This window comes from Pseudomonas crudilactis, assembly GCF_013433315.1.
Taxonomy (GTDB): domain Bacteria; phylum Pseudomonadota; class Gammaproteobacteria; order Pseudomonadales; family Pseudomonadaceae; genus Aquipseudomonas; species Aquipseudomonas crudilactis.
The window spans coordinates 83,998-108,072 of sequence record NZ_WXVV01000016.1 but is presented as its reverse complement, the minus strand read 5'-3'; the positions used below and the strand labels follow the sequence as shown (position 1 = coordinate 108,072).

Sequence of the window (24,075 nt, the reverse complement as noted above, 5' to 3'; positions counted from 1 at the left end):
AGCTACAAGTGAAAAGCGGCTCTGCTTTTACTTGCAGCTTGAAGCTCGAAGCTTGCAGCTGCTTCTGTTTAGTTCAGGTGCTCGACGCGGATCCGTACGACCGGACCATTGACGCCGGCCAGCGCTTCGAGGGCGGCGATGGCATCGTTGATGCGCTGTTCCACGACACGGTGGGTCAGCAGGATCATCGGTACCAGACCGTCGTGTTCCTCGACTTCCTTCTGCATGATCGACTCGATGTTGATGCCGCGCTCCGAGAGGATGCTCGCCACCTGAGCGAGAACGCCCGGATGGTCCTTGGCCTGAATGCGCAGGTAGTACGCGCTTTCGCAGGCTTCAATCGGCAGGATCGGATGGGCCGACAGCGAGTCCGGCTGGAAGGCCAGGTGCGGCACGCGGTTTTCCGGATCGGAAGTCATGGCGCGAACCACGTCGACCAGATCGGCGATCACCGACGAAGCGGTTGGCTCCATGCCGGCGCCAGCGCCGTAGAACAGCGTCGAGCCCGCGGCGTCACCGTTGACCATCACCGCGTTCATCACGCCGTTGACGTTGGCGATCAGGCGATCGGCCGGGATCAGCGTCGGGTGCACGCGCAACTCGATGCCGGCGGCAGTGCTACGCGCCACACCGAGGTGCTTGATGCGATAGCCCAGCGCTTCGGCGTAGTTGACGTCGGCGGTGGTCAGTTTGGTGATGCCTTCGGTGTAAGCCTTGTCGAATTGCAGCGGAATGCCGAATGCGATGGAAGCCAGAATCGTCAGCTTGTGCGCGGCATCGATGCCTTCAACGTCGAAGGTCGGATCGGCTTCGGCGTAGCCCAGTGCCTGAGCTTCGGCCAGCACGTCTTCGAAGGTGCGGCCCTTCTCGCGCATTTCGGTGAGGATGAAGTTACCGGTGCCGTTGATGATCCCGGCGACCCAGTTGATGCGGTTGGCGGACAGGCCTTCACGGATCGCCTTGATCACCGGAATGCCACCGGCCACGGCCGCTTCGAACGCCACGATCACGCCTTTCTCGCGAGCCTTGGCGAAAATTTCATTACCGTGAACGGCAATCAGTGCCTTGTTCGCGGTGACCACATGCTTGCCATTCTCGATGGCCTTGAGTACCAGCTCGCGGGCAACGGTGTAGCCGCCCATCAGCTCTATGACGATGTCGATCTCAGGGTTCGTGGCCACTTCGAAGACATCGTTGGTAATCGCAATACCGGTCGTCTGGAACTGAGGCTTTGGCGTGCGCATGGCAATTTGTGCCACTTCGATCCCACGCCCGGCACGACGAGCGATTTCCTCGGCGTTGCGCTGAAGTACGTTGAAGGTACCGCCACCGACGGTCCCTAACCCACAGATGCCTACTTTGACCGGATTCACTGTGAACTCCCCATAAAACGGCCGACGCGGGGTCGGCCGGAAAACAACCGCGTGCTCGCGGCTCTCTATTGATGGCCCGGCGATGTGGCTGCCAGGCCATGATCGTCACGGCTGACCGTGACGATGCGAATTACTTCGCGCCCAGCGCCAGTTTGGCGACTTGTGGCGCAGGCTGGTAGCCCGGAATCACTTGTCCGTCAGCCAAAACGATGGCCGGTGTACCGTTCACGCCAATTGACTGACCGAGGGCGAACTGTTTGGAAACCGGGTTATCGCACTTGGCGGCCTTGATTTCCTTGCCATCGACCATTTTGTCCATGGCGGCTTTCTTGTCTTTCGAGCACCACACGGCTTGCAGTTGCTCATCGCCCGGCGAGTTCAAACCCTGGCGCGGGAAGGCAACATAGCGCACTTCGATGCCGCGCTTGTTCAGCTCAGGCACTTCGGCGTGCAGCTTGTGGCAGTACGGACAGGTGGTGTCGGTGAACACGGTGATGTGCGATTTGGTCTCGCCCACGGCCGGGTACACCACGGTTTCGGCAACCGGAATGGCATTGATCAGTTTGGAGATGCCCAGACGTTCGGTTTTCTCGGTCAGGTTGACCGGTTTGCCGTCCTTGAGCTGAAACAGGTAGCCCTGCACGATGTACTGACCATCGGCACTGGCGTAGAGCACGCGACTGCCTTTGAGTTTGACTTCGTACATGCCCGGCAACGGGCTGGCGCTGATGCTTTCGACCGGAACCTCGAGTTCGAGTTTTTCCAGGCTTTGACGAATGGCTTTGTCGGCCGCGTCATCGGCGACGGCAAAGGTGCTGACCAACGCAATGGCTGCGGCGGCGAAAATCTGGGTCAGACGCATGAGAACTCCTGAAGGCGGACAAATGGAACGATCAGAACGCCCGTGCCGGAACACCGGGTCATAACCGTCCATCGTGCAAACCGGCAAAGCCTAACACATAAGGCCACGGTGGCCGAATGCGCCTGTCGCCATAGATTTTGAGAGCACTGAAGAACCTGTAGGAGTGATCCTGCTCGCGATAGCGGTCCTTCATTCAGCACTGTGTTGTCAGGAATACCGCTATCGCGAGCAGGCTCACTCCTACAAAGACTTTGTTCAGCCGCGCGGGTGATGTTTGGCGTGCAGGTCTTGCAGCCGCGCGCGGGCGACATGTGTGTAGATCTGTGTGGTGGAGAGGTCGCTGTGGCCTAGCAGCATCTGCACCACACGCAAATCCGCGCCATGGTTGAGCAGGTGCGTGGCAAACGCGTGACGCAAGGTGTGCGGCGACAGCGACTTGCCGATCCCGGCGACCTTGGCCTGATGCTTGATCCGGTGCCAGAAGGTCTGGCGAGTCATCTGCTCCCCGCGCTGGCTGGGAAACAGCACATCACTGGGACGGCCACCGAGCAGTTCGCCGCGACCATCGCGCATGTAGCGCTCGACCCAGACGATCGCCTCCTCGCCCATCGGCACCAGCCGTTCCTTGCTGCCCTTGCCCATCACCCGCAGCACGCCTTGGCGCAAGTTGACCTGTTCCAGGGTCAGACTGACCAGTTCGGTCACGCGCAGTCCGCAGGCGTAAAGCACTTCAAGCATGGCGCGGTCACGCTGGCCGATCGCTTCGCTCAGATCCGGTGCTTTAAGCAGCGCCTCGACATCGGCTTCTGACAGGGATTTTGGCAGTGGCCTACCGAGTTGTGGCATATCGACGCGCAAGGTCGGGTCGACGCTGATCATCTTTTCCCGCAGTAGATAGCGATAAAAGCCACGCACCCCGGAGAGAAATCTCGCGGTGGAACGTGGTTTGTAGTTCTGCTCCAGACGCCAGGACAAGTGATCAAGGATCAACTCGCGGCCAGCATTGATCAGCTCCAGGTTTTTCTCCTGCAACCAGCCATTGAACAGCGCCAGATCGCTGCGATAAGCGCCGCGGGTATTATCGGACAGGCCCTTCTCAAGCCACAGAGCGTCGAGGAATTGGTCAATCAGCGGGTGGTCGATGGCAGGCATGGGCGCTCAAGACACACAGCCTCAAGGACTGTGCGCAAATGTAGAGTGAACTGTAGGAATGGGCGCTAGTCTTTCATAGCCCGCTATTTCAAGGAACAGGGATCATCAATGAACGAGCAGCAAATTCTATTGGCGTTTGGCGGGATTGGCGCGGCGGCGCTGGGTTGCCAATGGCTGGCCTGGCGCCTGAAGCTGCCGGCGATTCTGTTTCTGTTGCTGACCGGTATTCTGGTCGGCCCGGTGCTGGGCTGGCTCGATCCGCAGGAAATGTTCGGCCCGCTGCTGATGCCGCTGGTTTCACTGGCCGTCGCGCTGATTCTGTTCGAAGGCAGCCTGACCCTACACCTGTCGGAATGGAAGGAGATTGGTAGCGTCGTTCATCGCCTGGTGACCATTGGCGCTATCTCGACCTGGATCGTCATCGCGGTCGCTACGCACTTCCTGCTCGGTTTCGACTGGATGTTGGCCATCCTGTTCGGCAGCCTGACGCTGGTCACCGGCCCGACCGTCATCGTGCCGATGCTGCGGGTGGTGCGGCCGAAAGCCTCGATCGCCAACATTCTGCGCTGGGAAGGCATCGTCATCGATCCGATCGTCGCGCTCCTCGCCGTGGTGGTTTACAGCTTCATCATTGCCAGCGCCGAAGGCCATGGTCTCAAGCAGAGCCTGTTCACCTTTGGCGGCGTGATTCTCTGCGGCGCTGCGTTCGGCATTCTCGGTGGCTGGCTGCTCGGCACGGTGATCCGTCGGCAATGGCTGCCGGAGTATCTGCATAACCTGGCGTCGCTGGCGGCTGTGCTGGGGATTTTCATTGTCTCCAATGAGGTGATGCACGAGTCCGGTCTGCTGGCGGTGACGCTGATGGGCATGTGGCTGGCCAACATGAAAGGCGTGGATGTACGGCATATCCTGCATTTCAAGGAAAACCTCAGCGTGCTGCTGATTTCCGGGCTGTTCATTTTGTTGGCGGCGCGTCTGGACTTGTATGCCTTGATCGGACTGGGCCCGTTGGTGCTGATTCTGCTGCTGGTGATTCAACTGATCGCCAGGCCGTTGAACGTATTGCTCAGCACGGCCGGTTCCAGCCTGAGCTGGCGGGAGCGTGCATTGCTGTGCTGGATCGCGCCACGCGGGATTGTCGCGGCGGCGGTGTCGGCGATTTTTGCGATTCGGCTGCATGAGGTCGGGCATGAGGGCGCATTGCTGCTGGTGCCGCTGACATTTGCGGTAATTATCGGCACTGTTGTCCTGCAAAGCGCGACGGCACGACCACTTGCACGACTATTGAAGGTGGCCGAGCCGGCGCCGAGCGGTTTCCTGATCGTCGGCGCCAACGGCCCGGCGCGGGAGCTGGGCAAGTCGCTGCAGCAACTGGGCAGCCGCGTGTTGCTGACCGATTCGAGCTGGGAGAATATTCGTGCGGCGCGGATGGAAGGTTTGCCGACGTATTTTGGTAATCCGGCCTCGCAACATGCCGATGCGCATTTGGATCTGGTCGGACTTGGGCATTTGCTCGCGCTGTCGCCGTCGGGTGAGCTGAATACCTTGGCGGCGATGCGCTTTCGGCATGATTTCGGTCATCAGCGCTTGTTTGGTCTGGCCAGTGGTCATGAGAGTCGGCGCAGCGATAAACATCGAGCGAGTCTGGAACATCGAGGCAATCAGTTGGGCAGCGAGGCGTTTACCTACGCGAAACTGGCCAGTCAGATGGGCCAGGGTGCCGAGTTGTACAGTACGACGTTGACGGATGGCTTCGGCTGGGAGGATTACCGGGTGCTGCATGGTAATCGTGCGACCTTGCTGTTCATGCGCGATGACAGCGGTTGGGTGCATGTGGTGACGCCGGAGACTACCGTGAAACCCGGGTCGGGGTGGACGTTGCTGGCGTTGATTCAGCCTGAGGCCAACGGCGCCTGAGCTGACGCTTTCGCGAGCAGGCTCGCTCCCACAGGGTTCGCGCTGAACACAAAATCTGTGAGCGACACACATCCTGTGGGAGCGAGCTTGCTCGCGAACGGCTCGACTCGGATCTGGATCAAGCCGCAAAACCCGGCAGCACCGGCACCGGTCGCTTGTCATCATCAATGGCGACAAAGCTGAACTGCCCATGAATGGCCTTCTCGCGGCCATCACAGCTCATGCTCTCGACAAACACTTCCACCTCGACCTTGAGGCTGGTATTGCCGACCTTGATCACCTTCCCGACCAACTCGACGATGGAACCGGCCGGGATCGCGTGATTGAAGTCGATGCGGTCGGTGGAAACGGTCACCAGTGGCAGTCGGCAGAAACGCGTGGCGGTGATGAACGAGACTTCGTCCATCCATGCCAGCGCGGTACCGCCGAACAGGGTGTTGTGGTGGTTGGTGGTGGGCGGGAAGACGGCTTTGGTTACGCGGGTCACCGAGAGTTCGGTGCGGCGTTCGATTTCCTGGTCGCGGGTGGTCATGGTTCTGGCCTGAAACGAAAGTACGGTGAATAAATTGCAGGCAACAAAAAAGCAGCCCGTAGGCTGCTTTTTTCTGCATCGAAAGCTGGACTTAAGCCAGTTTTTCCTTGATGCGAGCTGCTTTACCCGACAGGTCGCGCAGGTAGTACAGCTTGGCTTTACGTACGTCACCGCGACGTTTAACAGCCATGCTGTCGATCTGCGGGGAGTAGGTCTGGAAAGTACGTTCTACGCCAACACCGTTGGAGATTTTACGAACGGTGAACGCACTGTTCACGCCGCGGTTACGCTTGGCGATTACAACGCCTTCGAACGCTTGCAGACGGGAACGATCGCCTTCCTTCACTTTCACCTGAACGACAATAGTGTCGCCTGGGGCGAAGGTAGGGATTTCTTTGGTCATCTGCTCTGCTTCGAGTGCAAGGATGATTTTGTTGGTCATGCTGTGCTCCTAAGGTAAATCGTTCGATCTACCATCGATACGTTGTTAACTATCGTCCCGCTCGCGGATGTATTCCTCGAGCAGCTTCTTCTCTTCTCCAGAAAGCGAGCGGCTTTCCAGAAGATCGGCGCGTCGTTCAAAGGTCCTACCAAGGGACTGCTGTAAACGCCAACGCCGGATATGCGCGTGATTGCCACTCAGCAACACGTCGGGAACACGCTGATCCGCATACACCTCAGGTCGGGTGTAGTGCGGGCAATCCAGCAGACCATCCGTAAAGGAATCTTCCTCAGCGGAATCCGCATGCCCTAAAGCTCCAGGCAGCAGTCGTGTAACCGCATCGATCAGGACCATCGCCGGCAGCTCGCCGCCAGACAGTACATAGTCACCAATCGACCACTCTTCATCGACATGAGCCTCAATAAAGCGCTCGTCAATGCCTTCATAGCGGCCGGCAATCAGGATCAATGCATCCGATTGTGCCAGCTCGCGTACCGCCGACTGAGTCAGTTGACGGCCTTGGGGGGACAGGTAAATCACCTTCGCCGCCTCCCCGGCTGCTGCCTTGGCCTGAACCAGAGCATCTTCCAGGGGCTTGATCTTCATCACCATGCCCGGACCACCGCCAAACGGGCGATCGTCCACAGTGTGATGCCGATCCGTCGTGTAATCTCGCGGATTCCAACAGGTCAGCTGCAAGAGCCCCTGTTTGACCGCACGACTGGTGATGCCGTAGTCGCCGATGGCGGAAAACATCTCGGGAAACAAACTGATCACTTCTACGCGCAAGTTAGCCACGCTTAGAAGTCCGCGTCCCAATCCACCTTCATCTCGCCCGCTGCCAGGTCGATGGCCAACACGCATTGCTCCGTATAGGGCAACAGGCGTTCGCGATCATCCAGGCTGCCAGCGCAAGGCTTGACGACCATTACATCATTGGCGCCGGTTTCCAGAAGATGATCGATTTTCCCGAGCAATTGCCCAAGGGTGTCGATGACCTTCAGACCTTCCAGTTGGTACCAGTAGTACTCACCGTCGGTCAATTCAGCGAACAGATTGCGCGGCACGCAGATCTCATAACCGGCCAGAAGACGAGCTTCTTCACGATCATCAAGACCCTTGAGCTTCGCGACCAGGAACTTGTCGTTCCCGCGTCCACTGACCAGCTCGACCTGTTTCACATTGCCTTCGCGCTTGAGCGTCCAGGTTTTGTACTGCAACAGGTTTTCAGTCGGATCAGTAAAGGAATAAACCTTCACTTCGCCGCGAACGCCATGAACAGAATAAATTTTGCCAATAACGATCAAATCATCGGCAACAGCAGGCGTCGCGTTCATATTGCTCAGGCCGCAGCCTTGGCAGATTCCTTCAACAACTGAGCAACGCGCTCAGAAGGTTGTGCACCAACGCTCAGCCAGTAGGCTACGCGCTCTTGGTTCACGGACAGACGGGTTTCCTGACCACGGGCAACAGGGTTGAAGAAGCCAACCTGTTCTTTGTGGGAGCCGTCACGCGGGTTACGCGAGTCGGTTACGGTCAGGTGGTAAAACGGGCGCTTTTTGGAGCCGCCAAGGGCAAGACGGATTGTTAGCATGTGAACATCGTTCCTGTAGTCGGTGCTGCAAATCTAAATGCACAGCGGGCATGGGTGCCCGAAAGGCCGCATATTCTAAGGAATATCCGGACTTTTGCAAATGACTTTTTCCGGCGCCTATGGCATGCCGTGCAGATTTGCATAGAGAGCCGTCGATGAAAACGGCCAGTCAGCTCCCGCCGAGTGCGGGTTTGCTGTTGATCCCGCGTCCTTGCGGGGCCTGCGCCGGTGCGACGACCGGCGAGATTCTAGTGTCCCGTCTCACCCATTTCGCTCACTTTTGGCGAGTGACTGATGCCCTCAAGCAAGGCGCCGCGACGAGTCATAGCCCGCTATGGCGAGGAGCGGCAACGCAGCATGAGGGCATCAGACGCCGCCATAAGTGAGCAGAATGGGTGAGACGGGACACCTTACATTTTCGGCATGCCGCCGCCGGGCAACATTCCGCCCATGCCGCGCATCATTTTCGCCATTCCGCCCTTGGCGGAGAATTTCTTCATCATCTTCTGCATCTGCTTGTGCTGCTTGATCAAGCGACCGATGTCCTGCACCTGGGTGCCGGAACCCATGGCGATCCGGCGCTTGCGCGAACCGCTGATCAGCTCAGGGTCGCGGCGCTCGGCCGGGGTCATGGAATTGATGATGGCTTCCATCTGTTTGAATTGCTTCTCTGCGGCGTTCTGGGCATTGCCCATCTGCGACAGGTTGACGCCGCCGATGCTCGGCAGTTTGTCCATGAGCCCGCCGAGGCCGCCCATGTTCTTCATTTGTTGCAGCTGATCGCGGAAGTCTTCGAGGTCGAAGCCCTTACCCTTCTTCAGCTTCTTGGCCAGTTTATCGGCCTTGTCCTTGTCGAGGGTCGCTTCGGCCTGTTCGATCAGGCTGAGCACGTCGCCCATGCCGAGAATGCGCGAGGCGATACGCTCAGGGTGGAACGGATCGAGCGCTTCGCTCTTCTCACCCATACCGATGAACTTGATCGGCTTGCCGGTGATGGCGCGTACCGACAGGGCGGCACCGCCACGGGCGTCGCCGTCGACCTTGGTCAGGATCACACCGGTCAGCGGCAGCGCATCACCGAAGGCCTTGGCCGTATTGGCCGCGTCCTGACCGGTCATGGCATCGACCACAAACAGGGTTTCGACCGGATTGATCGCGGCGTGCAGCGCCTTGATCTCGCCCATCATCTCTTCGTCGATGTGCAGACGACCGGCGGTGTCGACGATGACCACGTCGATGAATTTCAGTTTTGCTTCTTTAATAGCTGCGGTGGCGATGTCCACCGGTTTCTGGCTCAGATCGGACGGAAAGAACGTCACGCCGATGTCGTTGGCCAGGGTTTCCAGCTGTTTAATGGCAGCCGGACGATAAACGTCCGCCGACACCACCATGACCGACTTCTTCTTGCGCTCTTTAAGGAAGCGCGCGAGCTTGCCGGCGGTGGTGGTTTTACCGGCGCCCTGCAGACCGGCCATCAGAATCACGGCAGGCGGTACGGCGCTGAGATTCAAATCTTCGTTGGCCGCGCCCATCAGGCTTTCGAGTTCGGCCTGGACGATCTTCACGAACGCCTGGCCCGGCGTCAGGCTGCGCGACACCTCGGTGCCGACAGCGCGCTCCTTGACCGAATTGACGAAGTCCTTGACCACCGGCAGGGCGACGTCAGCTTCGAGCAACGCCATGCGCACTTCACGCAGGGTGTCTTTGATATTGTCCTCGGTCAGCTTCGCCTTGCCGGTGACATGGCGCAGCGTCTGCGAGAGACGGTCGGTTAAGTTTTCAAACATTGCGCGATCCTTTCAGGCCCTGTGTAGACCGGGATAATGGCGGCCCAGACCGGAATCAACATGTGCTCGGCGAGCCTGCGGCGTGGGCAGGTCGCGGATTATAGCGAAGACTGCGGCTGGCGGACACCTCGCTGTCAGCTTCCTGAGTCTTTCGTGCGATGGCGGTTCTATGCCAAACTCAGCCCCTTTCGGGCCTGCCTAACAGGATTTATGCTCCCCTTGTCACCCAGTTTATTGACCACCCTCGCCGCCGCCCTTCTGTACGCCGCTGCGACCCTTTATCAGAGCACCCGCCTGGCCACCGGCGCCAAGGCGAACAAGCGCCTGCTGGTTACCCTCGGCGTCTTCGCCGTGCTGGCCCACGGCGCCAGCCTGCTCACTCACTTGCTGACCCCGATCGGTCTGGGCCTGGACTTCTTCAGTGCGTCCAGCCTGATCGCCGCAGCGGTGATCGCCCTGACGCTGATCGCCTGCTCGCGCATTCCGGTGGAAAACCTGCTGGTGCTGCTGTTCCCGCTGGGCGCGGTCACCGTGCTGCTGGCGCAGTTCGCGCCGACCGGCACGGTGCAGATCATCGATGAAGAGCCAGGCATCCTCGCGCACATTCTGTTGTCGATCCTCGCCTACGGCATGTTCACCATCGCAGTGTTCCAGGCCTTGCTGCTGCTGGTGCAAGACCACCAGCTCAAGCACAAGCATCCGTCCGGGCTGATCAAAAACTTCCCGCCGCTGCAAACCATGGAAAGCCTGCTGTTCGGTTTCCTCTGGGCCGGCTGGACGCTGCTGTCGCTGTCGTTGATTTCCGGCTGGCTGTTCGTCGAGAACCTGTTCGCCCAGCATCTGGTGCACAAGACCCTGCTGGCGTGCCTGGCCTGGATCGTCTTCAGCGTACTGCTGTGGGGCCGTAATCGCCTCGGCTGGCGCGGTCACAAGGCGATTCGCTGGACCCTCGCCGGTTTCTGCCTGCTGATGTTGGCGTACTTCGGCAGCAAACTGGTTCGTGAATACATCCTGCACATCTGACGGGCGGCATAAATGGACGCTTTGCCCATAGGGCCGATGCTCGCGGTTTTTGTCCTGCTGATTTTATGGTCGGGGCTGTTTACCGCCGTCGAAATCGCGCAACAGCACCTGCTCGCGCAACGCACCGCCTCGCGCGCCAGCGATAAACCGCTGGCGAAGCTGAGCTTTCCGCTCGATAGCCTGATCCTCTGCAATACCCTGTGCCGCGCGCTCGCGGTCGTCATCGCGACGTTGCTGGCAATTTTCCTTTGCGAAGAAAATGGCCCGTGGGCTGCGTGCCTCGGTGCCGGGGCAATCCTGCTGGTGTTTGCCGATTACTTCCCGCGTACCGTCGCTCAACGTTATCCCGACGCGGTGCTGGCGTTCGGCAATACCTTGCTGGCGGTGCCGCTGAAGATTGTTTATCCGTTTGCCTGGTTGTTCAGCCGCATCAGTGGCCTGCTGATGCGGCCGTTTGTGCGCAAGGTTCAAGTCGTACAGCAAAGCGAAGATGACTCACCTGCTGACCGTTACGACGATCCGGAGCACCCGGTTCACGCACACCCGGTTTCGGGGATTCATGCGTTGGACAACATTACGGTCAATGACATTCTGGTGCCGCGCAGTGACGTCGACGGCATCAACCTCGACGATTCGATCGACGAGATCATTGAGCAACTGCGTCACAACAAACGTACGCGCCTGCCGGTATTTCACAGCGACATCAATCAGGTTGAAGCGGTGCTCAACACCCGGCAGATCCGACATTTGCTGAACAATGGCGATCTGACCCGCGAGGCGCTGCTGGCGGCCAGTTACGAGCCTTACTTCGTGCCGGAAAGCACACCGCTGCAACTGCAACTGCTGAATTTCCACAAGCAGCAACGGCGCCTCGGCATGGTGGTCGACGAATACGGCGAAGTGCTCGGTATCGTCACGCTGGAAGACATTCTCGAAGAAATCGTTGGCGAATTCGAAAGCGAGCACAGCATCGATAATCCGCACATTCATCCGCAATCTGATGGCCGCATGGTGATTGACGGTGCCGCGTCGATCCGCGAGCTGAACAAGTGCCTGGGCTGGCATTTGCCGAGCGACGGACCGAAGACCCTCAATGGTCTGGTCACTGAGGCGCTGGAAACCATTCCGGAAAGCGCGGTTTGCCTGAAGATCGGGCGTTATCGGCTGGAGATTCTCGAGACTGAGGAGAACCGGGTGAGCAAGGTGTTGATCTGGCATACCTCTTCTGTGCCCGCTGTGGTGCCTACTCGATAGACGATCTTTTGCTCTTGTTTGATTGTTAGCCCCCTTCCTATAATCGAGACGCTTACCCAAGCGCCGCCGAACCTCGTGCTTACCCCGCACCCGACAGGCTTCGGCTATTTCCGCTGTACTCCGGAGACTGTTCCTACCTGAAGCAGCGACCGTGCCTCATCCCACATCCCTGGGTGTTCGACCATAATAATTCGCTCCAACGGAGCTCATGACTGTCAGGGATCACCGCATGACAACCAGTACCGCTATCAGCGACACCACCCCTGCCCAACCGACCAACTCCGCGACCCGCGTTGCCACGGCGAGCTTTATCGGCACCGCGATCGAGTTCTACGACTTCTATGTTTACGCCACCGCGGCTGCGCTGGTGATCGGGCCGGTGTTTTTCCCGCAGACCTCCGGCACCGCGCAGATGCTCTCGGCATTTCTGACCTTCGGCATTGCCTTCCTCGCCCGACCATTGGGATCGGCGCTGTTCGGCCACTTTGGTGACCGCATCGGACGCAAGTCGACGCTAGTCGCCTCGCTGCTGTTGATGGGCGTGTGCACGACGCTGATCGGCGTGCTGCCGGGTTATGCCAGCATTGGCGCCTGGGCACCGATCCTGCTGTGTGTGCTGCGTTTCGGCCAAGGTTTGGGATTGGGTGGTGAATGGGGCGGTGCCGCCCTGCTCGCAACGGAAAACGCGCCAAAAGGCAAACGTGCCTGGTTTGGCATGTTCCCGCAGCTCGGCCCTTCGATTGGCTTTCTCGCCGCCAACGGTTTGTTTCTGACCCTGGCCATGACGCTCACTGACGAGCAGTTCCGCAGCTGGGGCTGGCGGATTCCGTTCCTGCTCAGCGCAGCGCTGGTGATGGTTGGCCTGTACGTGCGCCTGAAACTTCATGAAACCCCGGTGTTCGCCAACGCCATCGCTCGTCAGGAGCGTGTAAAAGTGCCGCTGGTCGAACTGTTCAGCCAGTATTGGGCACCAACCCTGTTGGGCGCGGCGGCAATGGTGGTCTGCTATGCGCTGTTCTATATCTCGACGGTGTTTTCCCTGAGTTACGGGGTTTCCACACTCGGTTATAGCCGTGAAACGTTCCTTGGGTTGCTGTGTTTCGCGGTGCTGTTCATGGCCGCAGCTACGCCATTATCCGCGTGGGCCAGCGACCGTTACGGGCGCAAACCGGTGCTGATCATCGGTGGCGTGCTGGCGATTCTGTCCGGGTTCCTGATGGAGCCGTTGCTGACTCAGGGTTCGACCTGGGGCGTGGCGCTGTTTCTGTGCATCGAGCTGTTCTTGATGGGCGTGACGTTTGCACCGATGGGCGCACTGTTACCTGAACTGTTCCCGACCCACGTGCGTTATACCGGTGCTTCGGCGGCGTATAACCTGGGCGGTATTGTCGGGGCCTCGGCGGCGCCGTTCTTTGCGCAGAAACTGGTAGCGATGGGTGGTTTGAGTTATGTCGGCGGGTATGTGTCGGCGGCGGCGGTGCTGAGTTTGATTGCGGTGCTGTGCCTGAAGGAAACGCGGGATAACGATCTGAATCGGGTTGCCTGACAGAAAATCAAAAGCTTCGCGAGCAGGCTCGCTCCCACAGGTTTTTTGGTTGGTCACAGATTCTGTGTTCACCCAATCCCATGTGGGAGCGAGCCTGCTCGCGAATGCCGCGACTCGGTTTACAGCTCTACGACAACAGCCTGAGCAGCACGGGTCGCCTTGGCACGAGCAGCCTCGATCGACTCATCCCGCGCCAGTGCCACGCCCATACGGCGCTGGCCATTCACTTCCGGCTTGCCGAACAGACGCAACGCCGTGTCCGGCTCGCTCAACGCAGCCCCCAGATTGGCAAACGCGGTCTGGGTCGACTGCCCTTCCACCAGAATCACCGCCGAAGCCGACGGCCCGAACTGACGGATCAGCGGCACTGGCAAGCCCAGAATCGCGCGGGCGTGCAGGGCGAATTGCGACAGGTCCTGCGAAATCAAAGTAACCAGACCAGTGTCATGCGGACGCGGCGAAACTTCGCTGAACCACACCTGATCACCCTTGATGAACAGCTCAACGCCGAACAAGCCACGACCGCCCAGCGCTTCTGTCACCGCTTTGGCAACGCGCTCGGATTCAGCCAGGGCAATCGGGCTCATGGCTTGTGGCTGCCACGACTCCTGATAGTCGCCCTTCTCCTGACGGTGGCCGACCGGCGCGCAGAAAGTGGTGCCGCCGATGTGGCGCACGGTCAGCAAGGTGATTTCGTAGTCGAAATCGATGAAGCCTTCGATGATCACCCGACCTTTGCCGGCGCGGCCACCCTCTTGTGCGTAGTCCCAGGCTTTCTGCACATCAGCGGCACTGCGCAGCAGACTCTGGCCCTTGCCCGACGAGCTCATTACCGGTTTGACGACACATGGGAAGCCCAGATCGAGGACGGCTTTGCTGTAGTCCTCGAAGGTGTCGGCAAAGTGGTACGGCGAGGTCGGCAGGTCCAGCTCTTCGGCGGCCAGACGACGGATGCCTTCGCGGTTCATGGTCAGTTGCGCAGCGCGCGCGGTCGGGATCACGGTGAAGCCTTCGGCTTCCAGTTCGACCAGGGTAGCGGTGGCGATGGCTTCGATTTCCGGCACGATGAAGTGCGGCTTCTCGGCTTCGATCACCGCGCGCAAAGCGGCGCCGTCGAGCATGTTGATCACGTGGCTACGATGCGCAACTTGCATGGCCGGCGCGTTGGCGTAACGGTCAACGGCGATCACTTCAACGCCCAGGCGTTGCAGCTCGATTACCACTTCCTTGCCCAACTCACCACAGCCACACAGCAATACGCGGGTCGCGGTTGGCGACAATGGAGTTCCGATACGGGTCATCTCAGGTCCTCAAAGAAGCGGATCATCGAGGAAAGCAACGCCAGACGCGCTTTCCATTGGGAGAAAGCGCGGCATTTTACATGAACCTGAAGGTTTGGCTTCAGCCGGCGACGGCCTGTTTGCGATCGCGCCAGGCCATGATCAGCCACACAGCCGTCACGCCAGCAAACTTGGAGGCCAGCGCGGTGATGATCACCGGTGGCGTCAGCAAGTCGATCATGCCGAAGAAAATGAAAGTATCGAGGGGAATGCTCAGCGCCGAACTGATCCACAAGCGGTCGCGCAACGGGCGCTTGGTGATGCTGAACACCAGCCAGTCGATGCACTCGGAGACCGCGAACGCCGTGGCACTGGCCAAGGCAATGGAAGGATCGGAGGTGACGTAAGACAGCACCAGCGCCGCCAGCATCGCCACGATCGCGCCGTGACCGAAGCGGGTTTGCACCATGTCGCGCAGCACGAACACCAGACCACCCCAGGCCGACCAGATGATGTCCAGATGCGGCGCGGTGGAGAAGGCGAAGTTGATCAGCACAACGCTGCTGATGTAGGCGATGAGGAAAATCATGGAGGCGACCTGTCAGATTGGCGCACAGGTTACTTGACCGGCAGATCAAGAGCTACCCCCTCACCCCAGCCCTCTCCCCGAGGGGGCGAGGGGGAAAGGGAGCAGATCGGGGGCTTTTCAAATCTGAGTCCGACTCGACATGTCAGGTCGGCGTATAGCGAAAGACACCTCGGTCAGTCCCCTCTCCCTCTGGGAGAGGGTTAGGGTGAGGGCATACTCATGCCGATCACGACTTCGACGACGGGATCATCCACACCAACCCATTCGCCTTCGCCCGCTCATGACACAACCCCAACACCACACGGCGCTCGTCATTGCTCATGCGGCCCCAACGGGTGATTTCCGCGACCGTACGCTGGCAGCCGGTGCAGATGTCAGCCTCATCCAGCGCACAAATATTCACGCACGGCGAGGCGACCGGTCTTTCGGGCGTGCTCATTCTTCCTGCTCAACCAGATCGCGCGCATAACGCTGTGAGTTATGCACATAGTGCGCGGCGCTGGCTTCGAGCATCTTCTTCTGCGCCTCGGTCAGCTCACGCACAACCTTGCCCGGAGAGCCCATCACCAGCGAACCATCGGGAATTTCCTTGCCTTCGCCGATCAGCGAGTTGGCGCCAATGATGCAGTTCTTGCCGATCTTCGCGCCGTTGAGAATCACCGCGTTAATGCCGATCAGGCTGTAATCGCCGACGGTGCAGCCATGCAACATCGCATTGTGGCCGATGGTCACGCCGGTGCCGATGGTCAGCGGATAGCCCATGTCGGTGTGCATCACGGTGCCGTCCTGGACGTTGCTGTTCTTGCCGATCAGGATCAGTTCGTTGTCGCCACGCAGCACGGCGTTGAACCAGACGTTGGCGCCCTCTTCCAGTTTGACCTTGCCCACCATCACGGCATTGGGGGCGACCCAGCTCTGTGGATGGGTCTCGACACGGGCGTCGCCCAAGCGGTATTTCATCTTGTTTCCCTCAGGGCTCACGGTGAATGACCGTTCGGACGACGGCTTCAGGTATTGATAAAGCTTTTGGGTGGCTCATGCAGGCTGATTTTCGCGTCATAGAGCAAGTTGATCAACTCGACGATCATGATCGCCGTCAGGCCCCAGATTTTGTATTCGCCAAAGCGGTAGCTCGGCACGTACCAACTGCGCCCCTGATAGTCGATGCGGTGAGTGTGTTCGCGAGGGTCTTTACGGAAGAACTCCAGCGGCACGCTGAAGACGGCAGCGATCTCGGCATCATTGGGCTGATACTCGACGAAATCGGGAATCACACCGACATAAGGCGTGACCCTGATGCCGTGCAGGGAAATCAGCGGGCTGAGCGGGCCGATGACTTCGACCAGGCCGGGCGGCAGGCCGATTTCCTCTTCGGCCTCACGCAGGGCGGTAAAGATCAGATCCGGGTCTTCCGGATCGCGGCGACCACCGGGAAACGCCACTTCGCCGCCGTGGGTCGAGAGCCCGCTGGCGCGCAGGGTCAACACCAGTTCCGGCTCGTCACTGCGGGTGATCGGCACCAGAACGGCGGCCTCGGGGAAACGTATGTCGGTCTCCAGCGTGCGCGGTGTGTGGTTGCTTACCCTATGCAGTAGCTCGTCCAGCATGAGTGTTCTCGATCTGTGCCTTACCCTGCATCATGCACCAATCATTGCAGCCACCCAAGCCCCCGAAACCCGTCGTGTCGCGAAACGACAACTTGCCGACCGGCACCGCTGCACGCCAAGATAGGCGCAGCATTCAGGAAGCCCAGCATGAAATTTTGCAGCCACTGCGGTAACCCGGTCACTCAGCGCATTCCCGAAGGCGATTCGCGGCTGCGATTTGTCTGTGACAGCTGTCAGACCATTCACTATCAAAACCCCAATATCGTTGCCGGCTGCGTGCCGACCTGGGGCACGAAAGTGTTGCTCTGCCGTCGCGCCATCGAGCCGCGCCTCGGTTACTGGACGCTGCCTGCCGGTTTCATGGAGAACGGCGAGACCATCGAGCAGGCCGCCGTGCGCGAGACCGCCGAGGAAGCCTGCGCCCGCGTGCGCAACCTGAGCATCTACACGCTGATCGATGTGCCGCACATCAGTCAGGTGCATGTGTTCTTCCGTGCCGAGCTGGTCGACCTGGATTTCGCCGCCGGTCCCGAGAGCCTGGAAGTGCAACTATTCGACGAAGCCGACATTCCCTGGGACGAGCTGGCTTTCCGCACAGTGGGACGTACCTTAGAATGCTTCTTCGCTGATCGGCGTATTGAGGAGTATCCGGTTCGTTCGGAATCGATTCCGCCGCTTGCTCAGCCTGCCATTACTTGATTTCGTCGCCGGCCAGCCGATAACCCGAGCACGTCTGCACAACACCTGTAAATAATGTATCTGCGTCATTCCTGGGGAATCGTTTCAATGCGCTGGTTGCTTGCCCTGTTCTGCCTGTCGTTCGTTTCCGCCTCCCAAGCGTCCTTCGTGACCACCGTGGCGCCTGCGAATAGCCCGCTTATCGAAAAAGTCCTGGTGCTCAAATCAGCTCATCAACTGCAGTTGATCGCCGATGGCAAGCCGCTGAAGACCTATCGCATCTCCTTGGGCAAGGGCGCGAAAAAAGGCCCGAAACTGATTGAAGGCGACAAACGCACGCCGGAAGGTTTCTATTGGATCGACTGGCGCAAGACCAGTGACAAATTCAATCTGTCGATGCACATTTCCTACCCGAACATCAGCGATTCGGCCCGCGCCCGGCGCGAAGGCGTCGAGCCCGGCGGGATGATCATGATCCACGGCACGCCGGATTCGGAAGAGACCCCGGAAGACCTGTTCCACACCCTCGACTGGACCGACGGCTGCGTCGCCATGCGCAACGTCGATATGCGCGAAGTGTGGAGCCTGGTGCCGGACGGCACGATGGTCGAAATCCGCCCTTAATCCTTGACCACTGGTCACCTGCAAAAAAATAAATCAAAAGATCGCAGCCTGCGGCAGTTCCTTCAGAGGTGATACCACTTCCAAATACAGGAGCTGCCGCAGGCTGCGATCTTTTGGTTTTTAATGCCAAGCCCTAATACCAATTCAAACCACACCCAGTAAAAACCACCATTCCATTGGGTCAAAGGCCATTTTCGTGCGTTGACATGGTATTCAAGTGGTATTAATTTCCGCCCCACAAGCGAGCTACAACAATCCTATACTCGCGACGGAAATGCCCTACATGAACGACCTCCACGCCCTACGTCCCTATGACTCCCAGCCGACGCCGCTGTACTTGCAACTGGCACGCAATCTGGAAGCGGCGATTCATGCCGGACAGTGGAAGTCCGAGCAGGCGATGCCGTCCGAACGCAACCTCTGCGAGCAACTAGGCATTTCCCGGGTGACTGCGCGCAAGGCGCTGGAAGTCCTCCTCGATCAAGGCCTGATCCGCCGCCTGCAAGGCTCCGGCACCTTCATCACGCCACGCCTGGAACAGCCGCTGTCGCGCCTCTCGGGTTTCAGCGAGATGCTGCGCCTCAAGGGCTTCGTGCCCAGCTCGCAATGGCTGGAACGTGAAATCACCCTGCCGACTCACGAAGAACTGATCCGCCTGAGCCTGTCGCCGAACGACAAGGTCGCGCGCATGAAGCGTCTGCGCAAAGCCGATGACACCGTTATGGCCATCGAAATGAGCACCCTGCCCGCCTCGATCATGCCCAAGCCACAGCTGGTCGGTGATTCGCTCTACGAATACCTCGACGGTATCGGCAAACCGATTGTCCGCGCCTTGCAACACATCCAGGCAATCAACGCCTCGGACGAGTTCGCCGCGCTGGTCGGCATCGCCCCCGGCACCGCCATGTTGCTGATGACCCGGGTCGGCTATCTGGAAGACAACACGCCGATCGAAGTCACCGACACCTATTGCCGCAACGACTACTACGACTTTGTTGCAGAGCTGCGCCGCTAAAACGGCCCAAAGCGAGAACCAAAATGTCCGAAGACAACATCCTCACCGCCAGCGGCTGGGTTCGTGGCCGGCTGATCCACGAACACGGCAAAGTCGTGTCGATCGAAGGCGTGCCTTGCGATCCGGCCACCAATGACCTGCCGTATCTGCTGCCGGGCTTCATCGATCTGCACGTTCACGGCGGTGGCGGCAAAGACATCATGGAAGGCGCCAGCGCTTTCGAAACAATCACCAGAACCCACGTGCGTTTCGGCACCACCTCACTGCTGGCCACTACCATGACCGCGCCGAGTGCCGAGATCTCCAGCGTCTTGAAAGAAGTCGGGGAATTCTGCGAACAGCGTCCGCAAGGGGCCGCCCGCGTCCTCGGCGTACACCTCGAAGGCCCGTACATCAATCCCGGAAAACTCGGCGCGCAACCGAACTTCGCCCACACCGCGTTGATGGCCGAAGTCGAAGAATATCTGGCACTGGCGCCGATCCGGGTGATCACTATCGCCCCGGAAATCGCCGGCCACGACGGGTTGATCCGCGAACTGAGCAGCCGTGGCGTGCGCATGCAGATCGGCCACACCCTCGGCAGTTACGAGGAAGGCGTTGCTGCCCTCGATGCCGGCGCGACCAGTTTCACCCACCTCTACAACGCCATGAGCCCACTGCATCACCGCGAGCCAGGCATCGTCGGCGCCGCGCTGGCCCACGCCAAATTCGCCGAGTTGATCCCGGATCTGCTGCACGTGCATCCCGGTGCCATTCGCGTGGCCCTGCGTTCGATCCCCTGCCTGTATTGCGTCACCGATTCGACCGCTGCCGCCGGCATGCCCGACGGTGAATACAAGCTCGGCAGCCACACCGTGACCAAATGCCTCGGCGGCGTGCGCCTGCCCGACGGCACCTTGGCCGGCAGCACGCTGACCATGGATCAAGCCCTGCGCAATCTGGTGAAGATCGGTTTGCCGATCGCCGAGGCCTCGCAGCGCCTGTCGCAATTCCCCGCCGACTACCTCGGCATCAACGAACGCGGGCGCCTGCAACCGGGTGCCTGGGCCGACTGCGTGCGGCTGGATCGCTCACTCACACTGACCGCCGTCATGGTCGAAGGAGAAGACATTGACTTCAAAAATGCTTGAGGAGGCACTGTCCTCGTTCGAGGCCGTGCAAGCCCAACTGCAACAGCTCGACCCGCAAATGATCGAGATCGCCGGCCGCCTGCGCCGTCAGCCGCCGCAAGTGGCGATGACCGTCGCACGCGGCAGCTCCGACCACGCGGCGAGCTATTTTGCCTACCTGACCATGCAGCAACTGGGTGTGCCGGTGGCGTCGTTGCCGATGTCGGTGGTGACCATGCAGCAAGCGCCGTTGAAGGTCAGCGGTCAGGTCGCGTTCGCGTTTTCACAATCGGGGCAGAGCCCGGATCTGGTCAACAGCCTGCGTCTGTTGCGCAAGCGTGGCGCGCTCAGTGTGTCGATGGTCAACGCTGCCGATTCGCCACTGGAAGCGGCATGCGAATTCAGCCTGCCGCTGCTCGCCGGTACTGAAAGCAGCGTCGCCGCGACCAAGAGTTTTATCGCCACCCTCAGCGCCAGCGCCCGTTTGATTGCGCACTGGAAAGAGGACAGCGAATTGCTCGAGGCCGGCAATGCACTGCCTGAAGGCCTGCGCGAAGCGGCCAAACAGGACTGGAGCGTGGCCATCGAAGCGCTGCGCGATTGCCAGCGTTTGATGGTCATTGGTCGCGGCGCCGGGTTTGCCATCGCTCAAGAAGCGGCTTTGAAATTCAAGGAAACCTCGGCAATTCAGGCCGAAGCGTTCAGCAGCGCCGAAGTGCGTCACGGCCCGATGGCGCTGATCGACGAACACTATCCGTTGCTGGTCTTCGCTCCGCGCGGCGCCGAGCAGGCGGGTCTGTTGAGCCTGGCAGCAGAGATGCGCCAACGCGGCGCCCGTGTGTTGCTGGCCGCGCCGGATGATGTAAGCGAGCGCGACCTGACCCTGACCCGCGCCGAACACCCGGCCCTCGATCCGATTCTGGCGATCCAGAGTTTCTACGTGATGGCCGCCGGTTTGGCCGTGGCCCGTGGCATGGACCCGGATCAGCCGCGCCACCTGAGCAAAGTGACCCGTACGCACTAATTGAAGCAAACCTGTAGGAGCTGCCGAAGGCTGCGATCTTTTGATTTTGATCCAAAAAACAAGATCAAAAGATCGCAGCCTTCGGCAGCTCCTACAGGGGACATCGAACCGAGATATAACCGATGAGACCGAGCCATGCACAACAACAATAAAGAGCTGACCCTCAGCGCCCCGCTCAGCGGCCCGGTGCTCACGCTCGCCAAAGTCCCGGACGCGGTGTTCGCCAGCGGCGCGATGGGCGACGGCATTGCCATCGACCCGCTCAACGACACCCTGTACTCGCCGTGCGCCGGGGTGATCATTCACGTCGCCCGCACCGGGCACGCGCTGACGGTGCGGGCCGACAACGGCGCGGAGATCCTTCTGCATCTGGGCCTCGACACCGTTGAGTTGAACGGCGAAGGTTTCTCGATGCTGGTCAAGGAAGGGGCCCGCGTGACCAAGGGCCAGCCGTTGTTGCGCTACGACCTCGACAAGGTCGGCCAACAATGCAAAAGCCTCGTCAGCCTGTTGATTCTGACCAATAGCCAGGATTTTCAGGTGCGCCCGATCACGCTGAAAGCGGTGAAGGTTGGCGAGCCGTTATTGCACATTGTTGCGCGCAACAGCGTGGCGGCGAATGTCGCGAAAATCGCCGGACCTGAGGTTTATGGTCATGTATTGGTCGCTCATCGCGGTGGTTTGCATGCGCGCCCGGCTGCATTGATTCGACAGACCGCACAAGGTTTCAACAGCCAGTCGCAACTGCACTTCGCCGGCAAATCGGCGCCGTGCAACAGCCTGATCGGTTTGATGGGATTGGCAGTTGGCGAACAGGATGAAGTGCAGGTCAGCTGTCAGGGGCCGGATGCCGAAGCGGCGTTGCAAGCGTTGCTCAAGGCGTTGGCCACCGCGCTGCCGGATGATCATCACGCTGCAGCGCCGGTCAATGTTGCCGCTATTAAACGTCCGGCCGAGGCTGGCGTTTTGCACGGTGTGTGCGCCGCGCCGGGACTGGTCGGTGGGCCGCTGTTTCGCTTGAACTCGATCAGTTTGCCGGTCGACGCGGGCAATCACGATCCCCTGCAACAACAGCAGGTGCTTGAAGCTGCACTGCGACAGGTCAGCAACGAAATCCAAGGCACGCTAGCTCAAGCGAAAAAGCACAAGAACGCCGATGAAGAAGCAATCTTCGCCGCGCATCTGGCGTTGCTTGAAGACCCGGCGCTGCTCGATGCGGCACAGCAATCCATCGAACAAGGCACTGCGGCGACTCACGCCTGGAGCCAGTCGATCGATGTGCAATGCGACGTGCTGCTACACACCGGCAGCGCGCTGTTGGCTGAACGCGCCAATGATCTGCGCGACCTCAACCAACGGGTGTTGCGGGCATTGCTCGGCGAAGCATGGCATTACGACGTGCCGGCCGGCGCCATTGTTGCGGCTCACGAACTGACCCCATCGGATCTGCTGCAACTCAGCGCGCAAGGTGTTGCCGGTTTGTGCATGGCCGAAGGTGGCGCGACGTCGCATGTGGCGATTCTCGCTCGCGGCAAAGGTCTGCCGTGCATGGTGGCGTTGGGTTCTGCCTTGCTTGATCAGCGACAAGGCCAAGCGGTGGTGCTCGATGCCGACAGTGGACGCCTCGAACTGACCCCAGATGTCGAACGCCTGGCTGAAGTTCAGCAGGCGCAACTCGACCGTCAGCAGCGCCGCGACGCACAGCAAGCCAAGGCTCACTTGCCAGCAGAAACCCGCAATGGCGTGACCATCGAAGTCGTCGCCAATGTCGCCTCCAGCGGTGAAGCGGCAGATGCCTTCACCAACGGCGCTGATGGCGTTGGTCTGCTGCGCACTGAGTTTTTATTCGTCGATCGGCAGACCGCGCCGGATGTCGAAGAACAGCGTGCGGCCTATCAAGGCGTACTGGATGCGATGGGCGATCAATCAGTGATCATCCGCACCATCGACGTCGGCGGCGACAAGCAACTCGATTACCTGCCGCTGCCAATCGAAGCCAACCCGGTGCTCGGCCTGCGCGGCATTCGTCTGGCTCAGGTCCGTCCGGAAATCCTCGATCAACAATTGCGCGCGCTGCTGCAAGTCAGCCCGCTGCGCCGTTGCCGGATCCTGCTGCCGATGGTCACCGAAGTCGACGAACTGCTGCACATTCGCCAACGCGTCGATGCCCTGTGCCTGGAGCTCGGTATCAGCCAGCGTCCAGAAATCGGCGTGATGATCGAAGTCCCCGCCGCAGCGCTGCAATCCGAACAACTCGCCGAACACGCTGACTTCCTCTCGATCGGCACCAACGACTTGTCGCAATACACCCTGGCCATGGATCGCGACCACGCCGGTCTGGCCGCCCGTGTCGACGCCTTGCACCCGGCGCTGTTGCGCCTGATCGCCATGACCTGCGAAGGCGCGGCGGTGCACAAACGCTGGGTCGGCGTCTGCGGCGCCCTCGCCTCTGATCCGCTGGCCACACCGGTGTTGATCGGCCTGGGTGTTACCGAACTGTCGGTCAGCCCGGTGCAAATCGGCGAAATCAAGGATCGCGTGCGGCAACTGCATGAAGCCGAATGCCAGCGCCTCAGCCGCGATCTGCTCAAGCTGAGCAGCGCCGCCGCCGTGCGTCACGCCTGCCATCAACACTGGCCTCTGCGCTAATAACAACAAGAAGGAGAA

General features: G+C 59.9%; 24 protein-coding genes. 10 read left to right on the top strand and 14 right to left on the bottom strand.

The window, feature by feature from the left end; all coding sequences use genetic code 11:
• Nucleotides 1-68 precede the first annotated feature (68 nt).
• The 3 genes from GTU76_RS18515 to xerD form a co-directional block, all read right to left on the bottom strand.
• A complete protein-coding gene (locus GTU76_RS18515) occupies nucleotides 69-1,373 on the bottom strand; it encodes a homoserine dehydrogenase (RefSeq protein ID WP_007908972.1) in 1,305 nt (434 codons plus the stop codon).
• Between the two features lie 130 nt (nucleotides 1,374-1,503).
• On the bottom strand, nucleotides 1,504-2,235 hold the full coding sequence (gene dsbC / locus GTU76_RS18510; protein ID WP_007908974.1) for a bifunctional protein-disulfide isomerase/oxidoreductase DsbC: 732 nt from the start codon (nucleotides 2,233-2,235) through the stop codon (nucleotides 1,504-1,506).
• A gap of 255 nt (nucleotides 2,236-2,490) precedes the next feature.
• Nucleotides 2,491-3,387: a site-specific tyrosine recombinase XerD gene (xerD, locus tag GTU76_RS18505; RefSeq protein WP_016986376.1), complete on the bottom strand. Its 897-nt coding sequence runs from the start codon at nucleotides 3,385-3,387 to the stop codon at nucleotides 2,491-2,493.
• 108 nt (nucleotides 3,388-3,495) lie between these two features.
• Between xerD and GTU76_RS18500 the strand changes: the two genes are divergently transcribed.
• A complete protein-coding gene (locus tag GTU76_RS18500) occupies nucleotides 3,496-5,304 on the top strand; it encodes a cation:proton antiporter (RefSeq protein ID WP_180699268.1) in 1,809 nt (602 codons plus the stop codon).
• Nucleotides 5,305-5,422: 118 nt separating this feature from the next.
• Here the strand turns inward: GTU76_RS18500 and GTU76_RS18495 are convergent, their stop codons facing one another.
• From GTU76_RS18495 to ffh, 6 genes are all read right to left on the bottom strand, one after another.
• The gene (locus tag GTU76_RS18495) at nucleotides 5,423-5,836 is read right to left on the bottom strand and encodes an acyl-CoA thioesterase (RefSeq protein ID WP_038357747.1); all 414 of its coding nucleotides are present in this window, start codon (nucleotides 5,834-5,836) and stop codon (nucleotides 5,423-5,425) included.
• Nucleotides 5,837-5,927: 91 nt separating this feature from the next.
• Nucleotides 5,928-6,278: a 50S ribosomal protein L19 gene (rplS, locus tag GTU76_RS18490; protein WP_003175895.1), complete on the bottom strand. Its 351-nt coding sequence runs from the start codon at nucleotides 6,276-6,278 to the stop codon at nucleotides 5,928-5,930.
• A gap of 45 nt (nucleotides 6,279-6,323) precedes the next feature.
• Nucleotides 6,324-7,076 (bottom strand): tRNA (guanosine(37)-N1)-methyltransferase TrmD, encoded by a 753-nt coding sequence (trmD, locus tag GTU76_RS18485; protein WP_008081628.1) that lies wholly within the window; start codon nucleotides 7,074-7,076, stop codon nucleotides 6,324-6,326.
• 2 nt (nucleotides 7,077-7,078) lie between these two features.
• Nucleotides 7,079-7,615: a ribosome maturation factor RimM gene (gene rimM, locus GTU76_RS18480; RefSeq protein ID WP_016986372.1), complete on the bottom strand. Its 537-nt coding sequence runs from the start codon at nucleotides 7,613-7,615 to the stop codon at nucleotides 7,079-7,081.
• A 5-nt stretch (nucleotides 7,616-7,620) separates the two neighbouring features.
• Entirely contained in the window at nucleotides 7,621-7,872 is a 252-nt protein-coding gene (gene rpsP / locus GTU76_RS18475) for a 30S ribosomal protein S16 (RefSeq protein WP_016986371.1), read from the bottom strand.
• Nucleotides 7,873-8,282: 410 nt separating this feature from the next.
• Nucleotides 8,283-9,659: a signal recognition particle protein gene (gene ffh / locus GTU76_RS18470; RefSeq protein ID WP_007908988.1), complete on the bottom strand. Its 1,377-nt coding sequence runs from the start codon at nucleotides 9,657-9,659 to the stop codon at nucleotides 8,283-8,285.
• A gap of 210 nt (nucleotides 9,660-9,869) precedes the next feature.
• Here ffh and GTU76_RS18465 point away from each other — a divergent pair, with 210 nt between their 5' ends.
• The 3 genes from GTU76_RS18465 to GTU76_RS18455 all read left to right on the top strand — a co-directional run bounded on the left by GTU76_RS18465 (nucleotide 9,870) and on the right by GTU76_RS18455 (nucleotide 13,482).
• Nucleotides 9,870-10,682, top strand: coding sequence for a cytochrome C assembly family protein (locus GTU76_RS18465; protein WP_134174803.1), 813 nt, complete (start codon nucleotides 9,870-9,872; stop codon nucleotides 10,680-10,682).
• 12 nt (nucleotides 10,683-10,694) lie between these two features.
• Nucleotides 10,695-11,936, top strand: a complete 1,242-nt coding sequence (locus GTU76_RS18460) for a transporter associated domain-containing protein (protein ID WP_175555259.1) — start codon at nucleotides 10,695-10,697, stop codon at nucleotides 11,934-11,936.
• A 229-nt stretch (nucleotides 11,937-12,165) separates the two neighbouring features.
• Nucleotides 12,166-13,482 (top strand): MFS transporter, encoded by a 1,317-nt coding sequence (locus GTU76_RS18455; RefSeq protein ID WP_175555260.1) that lies wholly within the window; start codon nucleotides 12,166-12,168, stop codon nucleotides 13,480-13,482.
• A 119-nt stretch (nucleotides 13,483-13,601) separates the two neighbouring features.
• Here the strand turns inward: GTU76_RS18455 and purT are convergent, their stop codons facing one another.
• From purT to GTU76_RS18430, 5 genes are all read right to left on the bottom strand, one after another.
• Nucleotides 13,602-14,783: a formate-dependent phosphoribosylglycinamide formyltransferase gene (purT, locus tag GTU76_RS18450; RefSeq protein ID WP_180699266.1), complete on the bottom strand. Its 1,182-nt coding sequence runs from the start codon at nucleotides 14,781-14,783 to the stop codon at nucleotides 13,602-13,604.
• Between the two features lie 100 nt (nucleotides 14,784-14,883).
• Complete coding sequence (locus tag GTU76_RS18445; protein WP_126360484.1) at nucleotides 14,884-15,351, bottom strand: preQ0 transporter; 468 nt, start codon at nucleotides 15,349-15,351, stop codon at nucleotides 14,884-14,886.
• A 226-nt stretch (nucleotides 15,352-15,577) separates the two neighbouring features.
• Nucleotides 15,578-15,790 (bottom strand): DUF1289 domain-containing protein, encoded by a 213-nt coding sequence (locus GTU76_RS18440; protein WP_180699264.1) that lies wholly within the window; start codon nucleotides 15,788-15,790, stop codon nucleotides 15,578-15,580.
• A complete protein-coding gene (locus tag GTU76_RS18435; RefSeq protein WP_180699262.1) occupies nucleotides 15,787-16,311 on the bottom strand; it encodes a gamma carbonic anhydrase family protein in 525 nt (174 codons plus the stop codon). Before GTU76_RS18435 ends, GTU76_RS18440 begins: the two co-directional genes overlap by 4 nt.
• A 47-nt stretch (nucleotides 16,312-16,358) precedes the next feature.
• Nucleotides 16,359-16,958, bottom strand: coding sequence for a CoA pyrophosphatase (locus GTU76_RS18430; RefSeq protein WP_180699261.1), 600 nt, complete (start codon nucleotides 16,956-16,958; stop codon nucleotides 16,359-16,361).
• Between the two features lie 147 nt (nucleotides 16,959-17,105).
• On the opposite strand from GTU76_RS18430, the gene GTU76_RS18425 reads away from it, so the two are divergent.
• The 6 genes from GTU76_RS18425 to ptsP all read left to right on the top strand — a co-directional run bounded on the left by GTU76_RS18425 (nucleotide 17,106) and on the right by ptsP (nucleotide 24,057).
• Nucleotides 17,106-17,657, top strand: coding sequence for an NUDIX hydrolase (locus tag GTU76_RS18425; RefSeq protein WP_180699260.1), 552 nt, complete (start codon nucleotides 17,106-17,108; stop codon nucleotides 17,655-17,657).
• An 87-nt stretch (nucleotides 17,658-17,744) separates the two neighbouring features.
• A complete protein-coding gene (locus GTU76_RS18420; protein WP_016986362.1) occupies nucleotides 17,745-18,260 on the top strand; it encodes a L,D-transpeptidase family protein in 516 nt (171 codons plus the stop codon).
• Between the two features lie 283 nt (nucleotides 18,261-18,543).
• Nucleotides 18,544-19,275 (top strand): GntR family transcriptional regulator, encoded by a 732-nt coding sequence (locus GTU76_RS18415; protein WP_425503647.1) that lies wholly within the window; start codon nucleotides 18,544-18,546, stop codon nucleotides 19,273-19,275.
• A 23-nt stretch (nucleotides 19,276-19,298) separates the two neighbouring features.
• A complete protein-coding gene (nagA, locus tag GTU76_RS18410) occupies nucleotides 19,299-20,405 on the top strand; it encodes an N-acetylglucosamine-6-phosphate deacetylase (RefSeq protein WP_180699258.1) in 1,107 nt (368 codons plus the stop codon).
• Nucleotides 20,386-21,408 carry an SIS domain-containing protein gene (locus tag GTU76_RS18405; protein ID WP_180699257.1) on the top strand — a complete coding sequence of 341 codons (1,023 nt, stop codon included), beginning with the start codon at nucleotides 20,386-20,388 and terminating at the stop codon, nucleotides 21,406-21,408. The genes nagA and GTU76_RS18405 overlap by 20 nt, the downstream gene beginning before the upstream one ends.
• A gap of 135 nt (nucleotides 21,409-21,543) precedes the next feature.
• Nucleotides 21,544-24,057 (top strand): phosphoenolpyruvate--protein phosphotransferase, encoded by a 2,514-nt coding sequence (ptsP, locus tag GTU76_RS18400; protein ID WP_180699256.1) that lies wholly within the window; start codon nucleotides 21,544-21,546, stop codon nucleotides 24,055-24,057.
• Nucleotides 24,058-24,075: the final 18 nt, after the last annotated feature.